At 72.2% G+C, this 16,870-nt stretch carries 15 protein-coding genes; 14 read left to right on the forward strand and 1 reads right to left on the reverse strand.

The genetic code is table 11. The features are described 5' to 3' along the window. Positions 1 to 156 precede the first annotated feature (156 nt). Entirely contained in the window at positions 157 to 441 is a 285-nt protein-coding gene (locus tag AC3ET4_RS28240; protein WP_431954347.1) for a hypothetical protein, read from the reverse strand. Between the two features lie 355 nt (positions 442 to 796). On the opposite strand from AC3ET4_RS28240, the gene AC3ET4_RS28245 reads away from it, so the two are divergent. From AC3ET4_RS28245 to hpnH, 14 genes are all read left to right on the forward strand, one after another. Beyond that, positions 797 to 2,566: a DUF5941 domain-containing protein gene (locus AC3ET4_RS28245; protein WP_431954371.1), complete on the forward strand. Its 1,770-nt coding sequence runs from the start codon at positions 797 to 799 to the stop codon at positions 2,564 to 2,566. Further along, positions 2,563 to 3,312, forward strand: a complete 750-nt coding sequence (locus AC3ET4_RS28250; protein WP_431954349.1) for a phosphocholine cytidylyltransferase family protein — start codon at positions 2,563 to 2,565, stop codon at positions 3,310 to 3,312. Before AC3ET4_RS28245 ends, AC3ET4_RS28250 begins: the two co-directional genes overlap by 4 nt. Then, positions 3,300 to 4,361, forward strand: coding sequence for an iron-containing alcohol dehydrogenase family protein (locus AC3ET4_RS28255; RefSeq protein ID WP_431954351.1), 1,062 nt, complete (start codon positions 3,300 to 3,302; stop codon positions 4,359 to 4,361). The genes AC3ET4_RS28250 and AC3ET4_RS28255 overlap by 13 nt, the downstream gene beginning before the upstream one ends. After that, positions 4,339 to 5,124 carry a CDP-alcohol phosphatidyltransferase family protein gene (locus AC3ET4_RS28260; RefSeq protein ID WP_431954353.1) on the forward strand — a complete coding sequence of 262 codons (786 nt, stop codon included), beginning with the start codon at positions 4,339 to 4,341 and terminating at the stop codon, positions 5,122 to 5,124. Before AC3ET4_RS28255 ends, AC3ET4_RS28260 begins: the two co-directional genes overlap by 23 nt. A gap of 53 nt (positions 5,125 to 5,177) precedes the next feature. Then, entirely contained in the window at positions 5,178 to 6,023 is an 846-nt protein-coding gene (locus AC3ET4_RS28265) for a glycosyltransferase family 2 protein (RefSeq protein WP_431954373.1), read from the forward strand. 73 nt (positions 6,024 to 6,096) lie between these two features. Further along, a complete protein-coding gene (locus tag AC3ET4_RS28270) occupies positions 6,097 to 7,020 on the forward strand; it encodes an ABC transporter permease (protein ID WP_431954355.1) in 924 nt (307 codons plus the stop codon). Further along, positions 7,013 to 7,804, forward strand: a complete 792-nt coding sequence (locus AC3ET4_RS28275; RefSeq protein WP_431954357.1) for an ABC transporter ATP-binding protein — start codon at positions 7,013 to 7,015, stop codon at positions 7,802 to 7,804. Before AC3ET4_RS28270 ends, AC3ET4_RS28275 begins: the two co-directional genes overlap by 8 nt. Before the next feature lie 604 nt (positions 7,805 to 8,408). Beyond that, a complete protein-coding gene (gene hpnC / locus AC3ET4_RS28280; RefSeq protein WP_431954359.1) occupies positions 8,409 to 9,338 on the forward strand; it encodes a squalene synthase HpnC in 930 nt (309 codons plus the stop codon). Beyond that, the gene (hpnD, locus tag AC3ET4_RS28285) at positions 9,335 to 10,273 is read left to right on the forward strand and encodes a presqualene diphosphate synthase HpnD (RefSeq protein WP_431954375.1); all 939 of its coding nucleotides are present in this window, start codon (positions 9,335 to 9,337) and stop codon (positions 10,271 to 10,273) included. The genes hpnC and hpnD overlap by 4 nt, the downstream gene beginning before the upstream one ends. A 183-nt stretch (positions 10,274 to 10,456) precedes the next feature. Continuing rightward, the gene (hpnE, locus tag AC3ET4_RS28290; protein WP_431954361.1) at positions 10,457 to 11,902 is read left to right on the forward strand and encodes a hydroxysqualene dehydroxylase HpnE; all 1,446 of its coding nucleotides are present in this window, start codon (positions 10,457 to 10,459) and stop codon (positions 11,900 to 11,902) included. Next, on the forward strand, positions 11,899 to 13,020 hold the full coding sequence (locus AC3ET4_RS28295) for a polyprenyl synthetase family protein (protein ID WP_431954363.1): 1,122 nt from the start codon (positions 11,899 to 11,901) through the stop codon (positions 13,018 to 13,020). The genes hpnE and AC3ET4_RS28295 overlap by 4 nt, the downstream gene beginning before the upstream one ends. A 97-nt stretch (positions 13,021 to 13,117) precedes the next feature. Beyond that, the gene (gene shc, locus AC3ET4_RS28300) at positions 13,118 to 15,145 is read left to right on the forward strand and encodes a squalene--hopene cyclase (protein ID WP_431954365.1); all 2,028 of its coding nucleotides are present in this window, start codon (positions 13,118 to 13,120) and stop codon (positions 15,143 to 15,145) included. Next, complete coding sequence (locus AC3ET4_RS28305) at positions 15,145 to 15,747, forward strand: phosphorylase family protein (RefSeq protein WP_431954367.1); 603 nt, start codon at positions 15,145 to 15,147, stop codon at positions 15,745 to 15,747. Before shc ends, AC3ET4_RS28305 begins: the two co-directional genes overlap by 1 nt. Before the next feature lie 5 nt (positions 15,748 to 15,752). Continuing rightward, a complete protein-coding gene (hpnH, locus tag AC3ET4_RS28310) occupies positions 15,753 to 16,781 on the forward strand; it encodes an adenosyl-hopene transferase HpnH (RefSeq protein ID WP_431954369.1) in 1,029 nt (342 codons plus the stop codon). Positions 16,782 to 16,870: the final 89 nt, after the last annotated feature.

Below are 16,870 nucleotides of genomic sequence, written 5' to 3' on the forward strand. Positions count from 1 at the left end.
GGCTCGGCTCGCCGCGCAGGGCGGTGAGCACCCGGCCCCCCGTCCCGCTCCCTCGGGCGCTGCCGCGGTGGGCGCCCGGCCCGTGCATCCGCCCTCCCGCTGTCTGAGGAGCGTGACCGCGTCCCTTCGTGGGGTCAGAGCGGTACGTCGGTACGGTCAGATCGCTCGCTGGACGGTCAGGGCCTCGTCGGCCTTGTCGATCACCAGGTCGCGTGGCGCGGGCGCCACCTCACCGTCGAAGGTCAGGCGGGTGCCGGGTTCGAGGCCGCTGATCCGCAGCCGCCGCAGCGGGGCAGCGGTGGAGCCGGTGATCGCCGCGGCCGGCAGGCGGGTGCGGGCGTAGCGGCGGCCGGGGACGACGCGCACGTCGAGCTGCCCGTCGGACAGTGCGCGGCGGCACACCGGCGCCGGCCCGACGCTGCGGTAGGCGCCGTCTCGCATCGTCTTCCGTACCCGGTGGCGGAGGAGCGGCCCGCGGGAAACCGCCCCCTGGCGGACCCGGCACGGAGCGGCCCCCGGCGGTTCGACGTCCGGCAGGCACCCCCCTCGGAGTGAATCATCCGGCTCTGTCGTGATCTTCGTTCCAGGAGACGCCCAGGACATTGTCGTTGTCCGCGCCATCGACCATGATGATCACGCTTCACCGAGTCACCGCGGGGGAAACGCCCGGTGAACGGAGCCTTCCCGGAATCCGATAGCCTCTGCCGACACGGCCCCGCGCGGCGCGTCGCACCCAAGTGCCGCGACGCCCCCGGAAGGCGACGGGCAGCCACTAAAGTCAGGGAGTTGAGTCCTTCTGTCGACCGCCATCCTCACCGGTCCGCCGGTCGCGATGTCGCCGATCGAGGGCGACCTGCGGAACCTCGGCTTCGAGGTCGTCACCGCGACGGACGCCGCCTCGCTCGCCGGCCGTCTGCAGGCCGTCCCCGCGGGCGAGCGCGTCGCCATCGTCGATCCGCGCTTCGTCGGGCATGTGCACGCTCTGCGCCTCGGGCTGACCGATCCCCGCTTCGACGCCTCCGCCGTGCCCGGCGCCGTCTCCGTGCGCCCCGCCGCCCGCGCCGCCCTGGCGCGGGCCGTCGCGGAGACCGGGGAGGAAGGTGACGGGGAGACTCTCGCCGACCGGCTCGCCGGACGGATCGAGAAGGACGGCGTGCCCGTACGCCGCCCCGAGCTCGGCACCCTGGTCGCGACCGTCCCGGCCGACGCCGCGGCGCGTGCCGCCGCGGCGTCGGCCGTCGCAGCCGTCGACGACGAGGCGGTGCGGTTGCGCAGCGCCGTGAAGTCCCGCGACGGCTTCTTCACCACGTTCTTCATCAGCCCCTACTCCCGCTACATCGCGCGCTGGTGCGCCCGTCGGGGGCTCACCCCGAACCAGGTGACCACCGCGTCGCTGCTGGTGGCCCTGATCGCGGCCGGCTGCGCGGCCACGGGGACCCGGCCGGGCTTCGTCGCGGCGGGCGTGCTGCTGCTGGCGTCGTTCGTCCTGGACTGCACCGACGGCCAGCTGGCCCGCTACTCCCTGCAGTACTCCACGCTCGGCGCCTGGCTGGACGCCACCTTCGACCGCGCCAAGGAGTACGCGTACTACGCGGGCCTCGCCCTCGGCGCGGCGCGCGGCGGCGACGACGTCTGGGCCCTGGCGCTCGCCGCCATGGTGCTGCAGACCTGCCGCCACGTCGTGGACTTCGCCTTCGCCGAGACCACTCCGGACACCGGGACGGGGGCCGCGGCCCTTTCCCGCAAGCTCGACGGCGTCGGCTGGACGGTGTGGCTGCGCCGCATGATCGTGCTGCCCATCGGCGAACGCTGGGCGCTGATCGCGGTGCTCACGGCGGTGACGACACCGCGCACCACCTTCACCGTGCTCATCGCCGCCTCCGCGCTCGCCGGCTGCTACACCACGGCGGGCCGCGTACTGCGCTCGGTGCGCCGCCGGACGCCCTCGAGCGGCGCCGTGGCCCGCGCGCTGGGCGACCTCACCGACACCGGCCCGGTCGGCGAAGGGCTCAGCCGTGCCTTCCGGGGTCACGGTGTCCCCGCCGCCGCGCTGCTCGGCGCGGCAGTGATGATCGCCACGTCCCTGCTCGCCCCGGCCGGCAGCGCGTGGCCGCTGGCAGCCGCCGGCTTCTATGCCGTGACGTCGGCGCTCGCCGTCGCCCGGCCGCTCAAGGGCGCTCTGGACTGGATCGTGCCGCCGGTCTTCCGCGCGGCCGAGTACACCACCATCCTGGTTCTCGCGGCTGTCTCCGATGTGAACGGAGCGTTGCCCGCGGCTTTCGGACTGGTGGCCGCGGTCGCCTACCATCACTACGACACGGTGTACCGCATCCGCGGCGGGACCGGGGCGCCCCCGCGGGTCCTGATCCGCGCGACCGCTGGTCATGAGGGCCGGGTACTGCTGGTCACCGCGGCGGCTGTGGCCCTGGCCCACGACACGGGCTTCACGGTCGCGCTGACGGTCCTCGCCGTCGCGCTGGCGGTGGTGGTGCTCACCGAGAGCATCGGCTTCTGGGTGTCCTCGCAAGCACCCGCTGTACACGACGAGACTGGAGGACCCGCATGATCGGCCTCGTGCTGGCGGCCGGCGCCGGACGGCGACTGCGCCCCTACACGGACACCCTGCCGAAGGCCCTGGTGCCGGTGGACCCGGCGGGTGAGGGCACCACCACCGTGCTGGACCTCACGCTGGGCAACTTCGCGGAGGTCGGTCTGACCGAGGCCGCCATCGTCGTGGGCTACCGCAAGGAGGCCGTCTACGAGCGCCAGGCCGCTCTGGAGGCCAGGTACGGCCTGAAGCTCCACCTCGTCGAGAACGACAAGGCCGAGGAGTGGAACAACGCCTACTCGCTGTGGTGCGCCCGTGACGTCATCCGGCAGGGCGTGATCCTGGCCAACGGCGACACCGTGCACCCGGTCTCCGTCGAGAAGACCCTGCTCGCCGCCCGGGGCGGCGGCAAGCGCATCATCCTCGCCCTCGACGCGGTCAAGCAGCTCGCCGACGAGGAGATGAAGGTCGTCACCGCCGACGGCAGGGGCGTCCAGCGGATCACCAAGCTGATGGACCCGGCGATCGCGACCGGCGAGTACATCGGCGTCACCCTCATCGAGGGCGAGGCCGCCGCCGACCTCGCCGACGCGCTGAGGGCCACCTACGAGCGGGACCCGCAGCTGTACTACGAGGACGGCTATCAGGAGCTGGTCGACCGCGGTTTCCAGGTCGACGTCGCCCCCATCGGCGAGGTGCCCTGGGTGGAGATCGACAACCACGACGACCTGAAGCGGGCCCGGGAGATCGCGTGCCGGTACTGACGAGGCTCATCCCCTCGCCGGTCGTCGTCGACATCCGTGCCGGGGCCCTGGAGGACCTGGCAGCCGTCCTCGCCGACCAGCGCATCTCCAGTTCCGGCAGGCTGGCCTTCGCGGTCAGCAGCGGCTCGGGAGCGCTGCTGCGTGAGCGGCTGGCCCCCGCGCTGCCCGGCGCCGACTGGTACGAGGTGGCCGGCGGCACCATCGACGGCGCGGTGAAGCTGGCCGACGCCATGCGCGGCAGCCGCTACGACGCGGTCGTGGGCCTCGGCGGCGGCAAGATCATCGACGCCGCCAAGTACGCCGCCGCCCGCGTCGGCCTGCCGCTGGTGGCCGTGGCGACGAACCTGGCGCACGACGGGCTGTGCTCACCGGTGTCCACCTTGGACAACGACAACGGCCGTGGCTCCTACGGCGTGCCGAGCCCCATCGCGATGGTCATCGACCTCGACGTGATCCGCGAGGCCCCCGTGCGGTACGTGCGCTCCGGGATCGGGGACGCGATCTCGAACATCTCCTGCATCGCGGACTGGGAGCTGTCCCACCGCGAGACCGGCGAGCCGATCGACGGGCTGGCCGCCGCCATGGCGCGCACCGCCGGCGAGTCCGTGCTCCGGCACCCCGGCGGTACGGGTGAGGACGAGTTCCTGACTGTGCTGGCCGAGGCGCTGGTGCTCACCGGCATCGCGATGTCGATCAGCGGCGACAGCCGCCCCGCCTCCGGGGCGTGCCACGAGATCAGCCACGCGATCGACCTGCTCTACCCCAAGCGGGCCGCCGCCCACGGCGAGCAGGTCGGCATCGGCGCCGCCTTCGCGATGTTCCTGCGCGGCGCCAAGGAGGAGGCCGGCCTCTTCGCGGAGGTCCTGCACCGCCACGGGCTGCCCACCACACCGGGGGAAATCGGCTTCACCGAGGCCGAGTTCGTCAAGGCCGTCGAATACGCCCCGCAGACCCGCCCCGGGCGCTACACGATCCTGGAGCACCTGGGGCTCTCCACCGACCAGATCAGGGACGCATACGCCGACTATGCCAAAACCATCGGTAGCTGAGCTGCGGCCGGTCGTTCACCCCGCGGGGCTGAAGGACCGGCGCAGCGGTGAGCACTGGGCCGGGCGCATCTACATGCGGGAGATCTCGCTGCGCTGGACCCGGCACCTCGTCAACAGCCGGGTGACCCCCAACCAGCTCACGTACCTCATGATCGTCGCGGGCATCGCGGCCGGCGCCGCGCTGCTCGTGCCGGGCCTGGCCGGCGCCGTGGCGGGCGCCCTGCTGATCCAGCTGTACCTGCTGCTGGACTGCGTCGACGGCGAGGTCGCCCGCTGGCGCAAGCAGACCTCGATCACCGGTGTCTACCTCGACCGGGTGGGGCACTACCTGTCCGAGGCGGCGCTGCTGGTCGGCTTCGGACTGCGCGCGGCGGACCTCTTCCACCGCGACGGCGCCTCCACCCAGTGGGGGTGGGCCTTCCTCGGGACGCTGGCCGCGCTCGGCGCGATCCTGATCAAGGCGGAGACGGACCTGGTGGACGTGGCCCGCTCCCGCAGCGGCCTGCCCGCCGTCCATGACGAGGCCTCCGTGCCCCGGTCCTCCGGCCTGGCCCTGGCCCGCAGAGCCGCCGCGGCGCTGAAGTTCCACCGGCTGGTGGGCGGAGTCGAGGCCTCGCTGCTGATCCTCGCCGCCGGTGTCGCGGACGCCGTCCACGGCGACCTGCTCTTCACCCGCGTCGCCGTCTGCGTCCTGGCCGCCATCGCGGTGCTGCAGACGCTGCTGCACCTGGTGTCGATCCTCGCGTCGAGCAGGCTGAGGTGAGCGCCGTGGGGACGTCGGCCGAAACGATCCGCCTCGGTGCGGTGATCATCACCATGGGCAACCGCCCCGAGGAACTGCGCGACCTGCTGGACTCGGTCGCCAAGCAGCGGGGACCGGCGATCGAGGTCGCCGTGGTGGGCAACGGCTCTCCGCTGCCCGACCTGCCCGCCGGGGTGCGGACGGTCGAGCTCCCCGACAACCTGGGCATCCCCGGCGGCCGCAATGTCGGCATCGAGGCCTTCGGACCCGGTGGCAGCGAGGTCGACGTCCTGCTGTTCCTGGACGACGACGGGCTGCTGCCGAACGAGGACACCGCGGAGCTGGTTCGCGAGGCCTTCGCGGCGGACCCCGAGCTCGGCATCGTCAGCTTCCGGATCGCCGACCCGGAGTCCGGTACCACGCAGCGCCGCCACGTCCCTCGGCTCAGGGCCTCGGACCCGATGCGCTCCTCGCGCGTCACCACCTTCCTCGGCGGCGCCAACGCGGTGCGCACGAAGGTGTTCCAGCAGGTCGGCGGCCTTCCGGACGAGTTCTTCTACGCCCATGAGGAGACCGACCTCGCATGGCGGGCCCTCGACGCGGGCTGGATGATCGACTACCGCGCCGACATGGTGCTGTTCCACCCGCTGACCGCCCCGAGCCGGCACGCCGTCTACCACCGCATGGTGGCCCGCAACCGGGTGTGGCTGGCCCGCCGCAACCTGCCGTGGGCGCTGGTCCCGGTCTACCTCGGCGTGTGGATGCTGCTGACCCTGCTGCGCAGACCCTCGGGCCCCGCGCTGCGGGCGTGGTTCGGCGGTTTCAAGGAGGGCTGGACGACACCGAGCGGCCCGCGCCGGCCCATGCACTGGCGGACCGTGTGGCGCCTCACCCGATTGGGCCGGCCCCCGATCATCTGACAAGCTCGAACGAGAGTGACCCCGGCGCGCCGGGCCCGGCCCGCGACGCACCAAGAGGACGAAAGTGTCAACTGTGAGCGAGACGACGCACGACGGTGCGGTCGCCGTGGGCCCGGTGCCGGCGGCGAGTGGCGGCCTCACGCCGTCCCAGCTGGCGGCCAGACACGGCCTCGCCGTCAGCGGAGCCCGTCCCGGGCTGGGCGCCTATGTGCGGCAGCTGTGGGGACGCCGCCACTTCATCTCGGCGTTCGCCCGGGCCCGGGTGTCGGCGCAGTACACCCAGGCCCGGCTGGGTCAGCTGTGGCAGGTGCTGACGCCGCTGCTCAACGCGGCCGTCTACTACTTCATCTTCGGCCTGCTGCTGAACACGGACCGCGGTGTCGACAACTACATCGCGTTCCTCGTCACCGGCGTCTTCATCTTCACCTTCACCCAGTCCTCGGTGCTCGCGGGCGTCCGCGCCATCTCCGGCAACCTCGGGCTGATCCGCGCGCTGCACTTCCCGCGCGCGAGCCTGCCGATCGCCTTCACCCTGGTCCAGCTGCAGCAGCTGCTGATGTCGATGCTCGTGCTGCTGTCGATCGTGCTGATGACCGGCGAGGTGCCGGGACCTTCCTGGGCGCTCGTGGTGCCCGCGCTGGTCCTGCAGTGCGTCTTCAACGCGGGCCTGGCGCTGGTGATGGCCCGGCTCGGCAGCAAGATGACCGACCTGGCGCAGCTGATGCCGTTCATCCTGCGTACCTGGATGTACGCGTCCGGTGTCATGTACAGCATCAGTCACTTCGCGGCGAGCGCGCCGACCGCGGTCAAGATCGCCCTTGATCTGAACCCGGCGGCGGTCTACATCGACCTGATGCGCTTCGCGCTGATCGACAGTTACACCTCCGCGCAGCTTCCCCCGCATGTCTGGGCGCTGGCGCTGGGCTGGGCGCTGGTCATGGGCGTCGGGGGCTTCGTGTGGTTCTGGAAGGCTGAGGAGAGGTACGGGCGTGGCTGAGCGCGGCGACACCACCCCGGGCGGCGAGCGCGTCCCCACCGTGATCGTGGACGACCTGCACATCGTCTACCGGGTGCACGGGGCCGGATCGGGCAAGGGCAGCGCCGTGGGCGCCCTGGCCCGCATGGTCACCCGCAAGGGCGACCCCAACGTCCGCAAGGTGCACGCCGTGCGCGGCGTGAGCTTCACCGCGTACCGCGGCGAGGCGATCGGCCTCATCGGCTCCAACGGCTCCGGCAAGTCGACCATGCTGCGCGCCATCGCCGGCCTGCTGCCCGCGGAGAGCGGCAAGGTCTACACCGAAGGGCAGCCGTCGCTGCTCGGGGTGAACGCCGCGCTGATGAACGACCTGACCGGTGAGCGCAACGTCATCCTGGGCGGTCTGGCGATGGGTATGTCGCAGGAGGAGGTGCGGCAGCGGTACCAGGAGATCGTGGACTTCTCGGGGATCAACGAGAAGGGCGACTTCATCTCGTTGCCGATGCGGACGTACTCCTCGGGTATGGCGGCGCGTCTGCGGTTCTCGATCGCCGCGGCGAAGAGCCATGACGTGCTGATGATCGACGAGGCGCTCGCGACGGGTGACCGCTCCTTTCAGAAGCGTTCCGAGGCCCGGATCCGGGAGCTACGCAAGGAGGCCGGCACGGTCTTCCTGGTCAGCCACAACAACAAGTCGATCCGCGACACCTGCGACCGGGTGCTGTGGCTGGAGAAGGGCGAGCTGCGAATGGACGGTCCGACGGACACCGTCCTGAAGGCGTACGAGGAGTTCACCGCGAAGTGAGCCGTGGACCGGCCCGCGCCCGACCGGGGGCGCGGGCCGGCGCACGCACGGCGTCGGTGACGTGCCCGCCGGACATCCGCCGAGCACCCGGGTGCGTGCCCGGGCTGCCGGCCCCGCGAACCCGCCGCCTCCGCGCCTCGCCGCTCGACAGGGCTTTCCGCCGCCTTCTCCGGCTCCGGCCCACGGGCCGCCCGCCCGGTCCGGCACGGATACGCCAAGTGAGTGGGCGCGCGCCCGGCGCATCGGCGGCGCGCGGTCTGCGGGACGAATAGGGCTGATGATTTTCCCGGGATTTTGCGGGACGCCGGGGACGGGAGCCGCGGTTTGCACGTTCCTGCTTTCGGATCGGCCTCGGTCGGACCCCCGGCGTACGCCGGAGCGGATACGCGCCGTAAGCTGTAGCGGTGCTCAATCGCCGGATCTCGGTCGATACGTCCGGAGAGTCGGCTCGGGTGCGGCAACAGCCCGAAGCGGGAATTCTGGCAGCGGCGTGTCCGAAATTGGGTGTAATGGGCTATCGGTGTAGAACGGGGGATGTGACGGAAATGGCGCTGTGGTCCCCTGCGGAGAAAGCACCCACGGCCCGAACACCGGGACGTCCACGGTGACCGCTCTCAAGCCCGAGGCGCGGGCGGTCACGGCACCTGACCGCCATTCACGTGCCGTTCTCGACAAGGCGGCGCGGGAGAACTTCCCCGTCGCGCCCTTCTTCGTGCCCCGCGCGTGGCGCGCCGACCTGATGGCCGTCTACGGCTTCGCCCGGCTCGTCGACGACATCGGCGACGGGGACCTGGCCGACGGCGGCCGCACGGACGCCGTACGCCTGGGACTGCCGCCCGAGGCCGCCGCGGACCGCCTGGCCATGCTCGACGCCTTCGAGTCGGATCTGCGCCGGGTCTTCGACGCCGGCTCCGACAACGTCCGGCACCCGCTGCTGCGCGCGCTGCGGCCCACCGTCCACCGCCACGGCCTGACCCCCGCCCCCTTCCTCGGCCTCATCGAGGCCAACCGCCAGGACCAGGTCGTCCGCCGCTACGCCCGCTACGAGGACCTCCTCGCCTACTGCGAGCTGTCGGCGAACCCGGTCGGCCGGCTCGTGCTCGGCATCACCGGCACCGCCACACCTGAACGGATCCGCCGCTCGGACGCGATCTGCACCGCTTTGCAGATCATCGAGCACCTGCAGGACGTGGCCGAGGACCTCGGCCGCGACCGCATCTACCTGCCCGCCGAGGACATGAAGCGCTTCGGCGTCACCGAAACCGATCTCACCGCCGCCACCGCGGGCGCACAGGTGCGCGCACTGGTCGCGTACGAAGCGGAACGCGCCCGGGCCCTGCTGAATGAAGGCACCCCCTTGGTGGGTAGCGTCCACGGCAGGCTCAGGCTGCTGCTCGCCGGGTTCGCCGGAGGAGGCCGCGCCGCCCTGCGGGCGATCGCGGACGCGGGCTACGACGTGCTGCCAGGGCCGCCGAAGGCGGGCAGGCTGAACCTGCTTCGCGAGGTGGGGTCGACATGGCGAAGAGAGGGGTGAGCCGGACTGTGAACGGCTCCGATCGCATGTCCGGACCTGTGCTCGCGGCCTACCGCTACTGCGAGGTCGTCACGGGCCACGAGGCCCGGAACTTCGCCTACGGCATCAGGCTCCTGCCTACCCCCAAACGGCAGGCCATGTCCGCCCTCTACGCCTTCTCCCGGCGGGTGGACGACATCGGCGACGGCGACCTCGACCTGCCGGAGAAGCAGCGGCGGCTCGACGTCACCCGGGTGCTGCTCACCCGGATCAGGGAGGGCGCGGTCACCGCGGACGACACCGACCCGGTGGCGGTCGCGCTCGCCGACGCCGCCCGGCGCTTCCCCATCCCGCTCGGCGGGCTCGCGGAACTGATCGACGGCGTCCAGATGGACCTGCGCGGCGACACCTATGAGACATGGGAGGACCTCGCGTCCTACTGCCGCTGCGTCGCCGGCGCGATCGGCAGGCTCTCGCTCGGGGTGTTCGGCACCCTGCCCCACGCGCCCGGGAGGGAGAGGGCCGCCGAGTACGCGGACACCCTGGGCCTCGCCCTGCAGCTCACCAACATCCTGCGGGACCTGCGCGAGGACGCCGCCAACGGGCGCAGCTACCTGCCCGCGGACGACCTCGCGAAGTTCGGCTGCTCCGCCGGATTCCACACCGACACCCCGCCGCCCGGCTCCGACTTCGCGGGCCTGGTCGAGTTCGAGGTGAAGCGCGCCCGTGCCCTCTTCGCCGTGGGATACCGGCTGCTGCCGATGCTGGACCGGCGCAGCGGCGCCTGCGTCTCCGCCATGGCCGGCATCTACCGCCGCCTCCTGGAGCGCATCGCCGCCGACCCCGAGGCAGTGCTCCGCGGCCGGGTCTCCCTGCCGGGGCACGAGAAGGCATACGTCGCGGTGCGCGGCCTCGCCGGCCTCGACGCCCGGCGCACCGCCAGGAGGCGCCTGTGACGCCCGCCCCACCGGCCGCGGGCCGCTCCGCCGGCGCGGCCGAGGGCGCCGCCGGCGCAGAAGTCGCCTCGCCGCGGAGAACGGCCTGTTTCCAACGCCGCGAGGCAACCGGCGCCGCGCCGCAGGCGTCACTGTCGGCGACGGTGCCGGGCGCTCCGCGCGGCGGCACCCGGAGGAGGACGCATGGCTGAGCGCACGGCCGTCGTGATCGGCGGCGGACTCGCCGGCACGACGGCGGCACTCGCACTGGCCGACGCCGGGCTGCGCGTCACCCTGCTCGAGGCCCGGCCCCGTCTGGGCGGGCTCGCCTTCTCCTTCCGACGCGGCGAACTGACGGTCGACAACGGCCAGCACGTCTTCCTGCGGTGCTGCACCGCCTACCTGCGCTTCCTGGAGCGCATCGACGCGGCCGACCTCGTCACCCTGCAGGACCGGCTCGACGTGCCCGTGCTCGACGTGGCGACCCCTCGGCCCCGGCTCGGCCGGCTTCGCCGCTCGGGGCTGCCCGTACCACTGCACCTGGCCAGGAGCCTGGCCACGTACCCGCATCTGTCCCTGACGGAGCGGGCGTCCGTCGGGCGGGCCGCGCTCGCGCTGCGCTCGCTCGACCCCGCCGACCCGGCGCTGGACGCCGTCGACTTCGGCAGCTGGCTGCGCGAGCACGGCCAGTCGGCCCGCACCGTCGAGGCGCTGTGGGACCTGGTCGGCGTGGCCACGCTCAACGCCACGGCCGAGGAGGTGTCACTGGGCCTGGCCGCCAAAGTCTTCAAGACCGGCCTGCTCTCCGCGCCGGGCGCCGCGGACATCGGCTGGGCCGCCCGGCCGCTCGGCGAACTGCACGACGACCGCGCCCGCACCGCCCTGGACAAGGCCGGCGTGCGCACCCTGCTGCGCGCCCGCGCCGCCTCGCTCACCCGCACGGACGCGCCCGAGCCGGTACGGTCCGGCGACGGCGGCGCGGGCGGAGCCGGACCGGTCTGGGAGGTCGAGGCCGAGACCGGGCCCGGGCGGGCCGAGCGCTTCACGGCCGACGCCGTCGTCCTGGCCGTCCCGCAGCACGAGGCCCACCGCCTGCTCCCCGCAGGCGCCCTGGCCGACCAGGACGCGCTGCTGCGCATCGGCAGCGCTCCGATCCTCAACGTGCACGTCGTGTACGACCGCCGGGTCATGCGGCAGCCCTTCTTCGCCGCCCTCGGCAGCCCCGTGCAGTGGGTCTTCGACCGCACGGAGCACTCCGGCCTGACCGGCGGCGGCCAGTACGTCGCCCTGTCCCAGTCGGCGGCCCAGGGAGAGATCGACCTCCCGGTGGCCGAGTTGCGCGGTCGCTATCTGCCGGAGCTGGAGCGGCTGCTCCCGGCCGCGCGCGAAGCCGCCGTACTGGACTTCTTCGTCACCAGGGAACGGACCGCGACCTTCGCGCCCGCCCCGGGTGTCGGCGCCCTCCGACCGGGTCCCCCCACCCGTGCCCAGGGCGTCTGGCTCGCCGGCGCATGGACCGCCACCGGCTGGCCCGCGACGATGGAAGGCGCGGTCCGCAGCGGTTTGCAAGCCTCCCGAGCAGCTTTGACCGCACTCCGCCATCCCTTCGACCCCGGTACCTTCGCAATCGAAGGCCTGGAGCCGGTATGAGCATGACCAGTGCAATCAGAGGAGAGAATGTGACCGCTGGCAACGAGCAGATGACCGCGGGCGTCGACAGAGGAACCGTGACCGCGCTCCTCGAGCGCGGCCGGGAGCTGTCCACGCCGGTGCTGCGCGCCGCCGTGGACCGCCTCGCATCCCCTATGGACACCGTCGCCGCCTACCACTTCGGCTGGATCGACGCCGCGGGCAACCCGTCCGCCGGCGACAGCGGCAAGGCCGTACGCCCCGCGCTCGCCCTGCTGTCCGCCGAGGCGGCGGGCGCCGCCCCCGAGGTCGGCGTTCCCGGCGCGGTCGCCGTGGAACTGGTGCACAACTTCTCACTGCTGCACGACGACCTGATGGACGGTGACGAGCAGCGCCGCCACCGCGACACCGTGTGGAAGGTGCACGGCCCCGCCCAGGCCATCCTGGTGGGCGACGCGCTCTTCGCGCTGGCCAACGAGGTCCTGCTCGAGCAGGGCACCGCCGAGGCGGGCCGGGCCACCCGGCGGCTGACCGCGGCCACCCGCAAACTGATCGACGGTCAGGCCCAGGACATCTCCTTCGAGCACCGCGAGCGGGTCACCGTGCAGGAGTGCCTGGAGATGGAGGGCAACAAGACCGGCGCCCTCCTGGCCTGCGCCTGCTCCATCGGCGCGGTGCTCGGCGGCGCCGGCGACTCTGACGCCGACGCCCTGGAGGAGTACGGCTACCACCTCGGCCTGGCCTTCCAGGCGGTCGACGACCTGCTCGGCATCTGGGGCGACCCGGCCGCCACCGGCAAGCAGGCATGGAGCGACCTGCGCCAGCGCAAGAAGTCCCTCCCGGTGGTCGCGGCACTGGCCGCGGACGGCTCCGCCTCGCAGCGCCTCGCCGAAATCCTGTCCGCGGACGCGAAGGCCGCGTATTCCCCGGACCGCAACGGCATCGAGTCCTTCGACGAGGAAGAGTTCGCGACCCGGGCGGCGTTGATCGAGGAGGCGGGCGGCCGGGAGTGGACCTCGCAGGAGGCACGCCGGCAGCACGCCACCGCGATCGCCGCACTCGACAAAATGGACATGCCGGGAGAAGTTCGCCGTAAGCTCGTGGGCCTGGCGGATTTCGTGGTGGTTCGCGAGAAGTAACGACACAACTGGAGCGCAGTACGTCGCCGGCCGGCGCGCGTGACGGCCGACGGCAGCCCCAACACCGCAGACAGAACGACTGTGCAAAGGGGAAGCCATGACAGCGACGACCGACGGCGGTCCCGGGGGCGAGGCGGCCCGCGGGACAGCCTCGGCCAGAACGAAGGCGCCGGGCACGATCCCGGAACCGGCGCCGGGGCCCGGTTCCGAGGGCGTCACCGACCGGACCGAGGAGCTCGCGGCCGAGGCCGCGCGCCGGGCCGCCGCCCATCTGCTGGCCCGTCAGCATCCTGACGGCTGGTGGAAGGGCGACCTCGAGACCAACGTCACGATGGACGCCGAGGACCTGCTGCTCCGTCAGTTCCTCGGCATCCGGGACGAGCGGGTCACCGAGGCCGCCGCCCGTTGGATCAGGTCCCAGCAGCGCGAGGACGGCGCCTGGCCCACCTTCTTCGGCGGGCCGGGCGACCTCTCTGCCACCGTCGAGGCCTATGTCGCGCTGCGGCTGGCCGGCGACGACCCGCAGGAGCCGTGGATGGCCTCCGCTTCGGCCTTCGTCCGGGAGAACGGCGGCATCGCGCGGTGCCGGGTCTTCACCCGGATCTGGCTCGCGCTGTTCGGCTGGTGGCGCTGGGACGACCTCCCGGAGCTGCCGCCCGAGCTGATCTACCTGCCCAAGTGGGTCCCGCTCAACATCTACTCCTTCGCCAGCTGGGCCCGGCAGACCATCGTGCCGCTGACCATCGTCGGCGCCCACCGGCCGGTACGGCCCGCCCCCTTCGCCCTCGACGAGCTGCACACCGACCCCGCACGGCCCAACCCGCCGGCCCCCAAGGCCCCGCTGTCCAGCTGGGACGGGTTCTTCCAGCGGGTCGACCGCGTCCTGCACGCCTACCGCAGGGTCAACGTCCGCCCCCTGCGGCGGGCCGCGATGCGCTCGGCGGCTCGCTGGATCATCGAACGCCAGGAGAACGACGGCTGCTTCGGCGGCATCCAGCCGCCCGCGGTGTACTCCGTGATCGCGCTCCACCTGCTCGGCTACGACCTCGACCATCCCGTGCTGCGCGCCGGACTCAAGGCGCTGGACGAGTTCGCGGTCTGGCCGGACAAGGACACCCGGATGATCGAGGCGTGCCAGTCCCCGGTCTGGGACACCTGCCTGGCGACGATCGCGCTGGCCGACGCCGGCGTCCCAGCCGACGACCCGGCACTGGTCAAGGCCGTCGACTGGATGCTGGGGGAGCAGATCACCAAGACCGGGGACTGGGCCGTGCAGCGGCCCGGCCTGCCCTCCGGCGGCTGGGCGTTCGAGTTCGCGAACGACACCTATCCCGACATCGACGACACCGCGGAGGTGGTCCTCGCCCTGCTGAGGGTGGACCATCCGGACCCGCGGCGGGTGAGGACGGCGGTCGACCGCGGGGTGCGCTGGACCGTGGGGATGCAGTCCAAGAACGGCGCCTGGGGAGCCTTTGACGCCGACAACACCAGCGCCTTTCCCAACAGGCTGCCCTTCTGCGACTTCGGCGAGGTCATCGACCCGCCGTCGGCCGACGTCACGGCCCATGTGGTCGAGATGCTGGCCGCCCTCGGCCTGGAGCGCGACCCGCACACCCGGCGCGGGATCGACTGGCTGCTCGCCGAGCAGGAGGACAACGGCGCCTGGTTCGGCCGCTGGGGCGTCAACTACATCTACGGAACCGGATCGGTCGTCCCGGCCCTCGTGGCGGCCGGCCTCCCGGCCGGCCACCCCGCGATCCGCCGGGCGGTGGGCTGGCTGGAGTCCGTGCAGAACGAGGACGGCGGCTGGGGGGAGGACCTGCGCTCGTACTCCTCGGCCGAGTGGATCGGCCGCGGCGCCTCGACCGCGTCCCAGACGGCCTGGGCGCTGCTGGCCCTGCTGGCGGCCGGCGAACGCGACGGCGAGGCGGTGCGGCGCGGGGTGCGCTGGCTGGTCCGGACCCAGGAGGAGGACGGGTCCTGGGACGAGCCGTACTTCACCGGCACCGGCTTCCCCAGGGACTTCTCGATCAACTACCACCTCTACCGGATGGTCTTCCCGCTCACCGCCCTCGGGCGCTACGTGCGCGGCGAGCCCTTCGGCGGGCTGCGGAAGGGGGCCTGATGGGGCCGTCCGGCCCGCCTCTGCTCATCGTCTGCGCGCTGCGGGTGGAGAGGTTCGCCCTGCGCGGCGGCGACCGCGGCGACGCCGCCGGCCCAGTGGCCTTCGTGCGCACCGGCATGGGGCCGCAGGCCGCGGAACGCGCCGTCACCGCCGCCCTGCGCGACCCTGCCCTGGAGGATGCGGCGGTCCTCACCACCGGCTTCTGCGCCGGGTTGGCCTCCGGGATGCGGCCGGGCGACGTCGTGGTCGCCGACGAGCCGCGCGACGGGGAATCGCTGGCCGCCGTCCTCAAGGCGGCGGGACACACCGTGCACGTCGGCCGGCTCGCGGAGTCGGACCACGTCGTACGGGGCCCGGAGCGCGCGGCGCTCCGGGCCACCGGTGCCGTCGCCGTCGACATGGAGTCGGCGGCGATGATGCGGGCAGCGCTCGCCCGGGGTCCACGCCCGGTCGCCGCGGCCCGCGTGGTCGTCGACACGCCCGAGTTCGAACTCGTGCGGGTCGGCACGCTCCGCACGGGAATCACCGCTTTCCGCGTGCTGAGGGACCTTCTTCCTGCTTTTCTCGATTGGCACCGCTCTACTGCGCTCCCCTGGAGGTGAGCAAGATGGCCATGCCGCTCCGACAGTCCATCAGGGTCGGCACCTACCTCTTCGAACAGAAAATGCTCCGCAGGCGCGAGAAGTTCCCGCTCATCGTCGAACTCGAGCCGCTCTTCGCGTGCAACCTGAAATGCGAGGGGTGCGGGAAGATCCAGCACCCGGCGGGCGTGCTGAAACAACGCATGCCCGTGGCGCAGGCCGTGGGCGCCGTCCTGGAGTCGGGCGCGCCCATGGTGTCGATCGCCGGCGGTGAGCCCCTGATGCACCCGCAGATCGACGAGATCGTGCGGCAGTTGGTGGCGAAGAAGAAGTACGTGTTCCTCTGCACCAACGCCATGCTGCTGCGCAAGAAGATGGACTCGTTCACTCCCTCCCCCTATTTCGCCTTCGCCGTGCACATCGACGGACTGCGCGAGCGCCACGACGAGTCGGTCGCCAAGGAAGGCGTCTTCGACGAGGCCGTGGAGGCGATCAAGGAGGCCAAGCGGCGCGGATTCCGCGTCACCACCAATTCGACCTTCTTCAACACCGACACCCCGCAGACCGTCGTCGAGGTGCTCAACTTCCTCAACGACGACCTGCGGGTCGACGAGATGATGATCTCGCCGGCCTACGCCTACGAGAAGGCTCCCGACCAGGAGCATTTCCTCGGCGTGGAGCAGACCCGTGAACTGTTCAAGAAGGCCTTCTCGGGGGGCAACCGCAAGAAGTGGCGGCTCAACCACAGCCCCCTGTTCCTGGACTTCCTCGAGGGCAAGGTCGACTTCCCCTGCACGGCCTGGGCGATCCCCAACTACTCCCTGTTCGGCTGGCAGCGTCCCTGCTACCTGATGAGCGACGGGTACGTCACCACGTACAAGGAGCTCGTCGAGGAGACCGACTGGAGCAAGTACGGCCGCGGCAAGGACCCGCGCTGCGCCAACTGCATGGCGCACTGCGGCTACGAGCCGACCGCCGTGCTGGCCACGATGACCTCCCTCAAGGAGTCCATCAGGGCCACCCGGGAGACCGTCACCGGCAACCGCGGGAAGTGACGCCGCGATGACAGCTGTCGAGCCCGTGCCGCTCGGCCTGCCCTCCGTACCGGCCCGGCCGCTCGCGGAGCGCCGCCGTTCGCGGCGCG

It is taken from the genome of Actinacidiphila sp. bgisy167 (assembly GCF_057707665.1).

Coding starts and splice junctions, on each gene's coding strand:
- shc (WP_431954365.1), top strand. CDS start 13,118: ATGACAGCGACGACCGACGGCGGTCCCGGGGGCGAGGCGGCCCGCGGG.
- hpnE (WP_431954361.1), top strand. CDS start 10,457: ATGGCTGAGCGCACGGCCGTCGTGATCGGCGGCGGACTCGCCGGCACG.
- AC3ET4_RS28260 (WP_431954353.1), top strand. CDS start 4,339: ATGCCAAAACCATCGGTAGCTGAGCTGCGGCCGGTCGTTCACCCCGCG.
- AC3ET4_RS28305 (WP_431954367.1), top strand. CDS start 15,145: ATGGGGCCGTCCGGCCCGCCTCTGCTCATCGTCTGCGCGCTGCGGGTG.
- AC3ET4_RS28265 (WP_431954373.1), top strand. CDS start 5,178: ATGGGCAACCGCCCCGAGGAACTGCGCGACCTGCTGGACTCGGTCGCC.
- AC3ET4_RS28240 (WP_431954347.1), bottom strand. CDS start 441: ATGCGAGACGGCGCCTACCGCAGCGTCGGGCCGGCGCCGGTGTGCCGC.
- hpnH (WP_431954369.1), top strand. CDS start 15,753: ATGGCCATGCCGCTCCGACAGTCCATCAGGGTCGGCACCTACCTCTTC.
- AC3ET4_RS28250 (WP_431954349.1), top strand. CDS start 2,563: ATGATCGGCCTCGTGCTGGCGGCCGGCGCCGGACGGCGACTGCGCCCC.
- AC3ET4_RS28295 (WP_431954363.1), top strand. CDS start 11,899: ATGAGCATGACCAGTGCAATCAGAGGAGAGAATGTGACCGCTGGCAAC.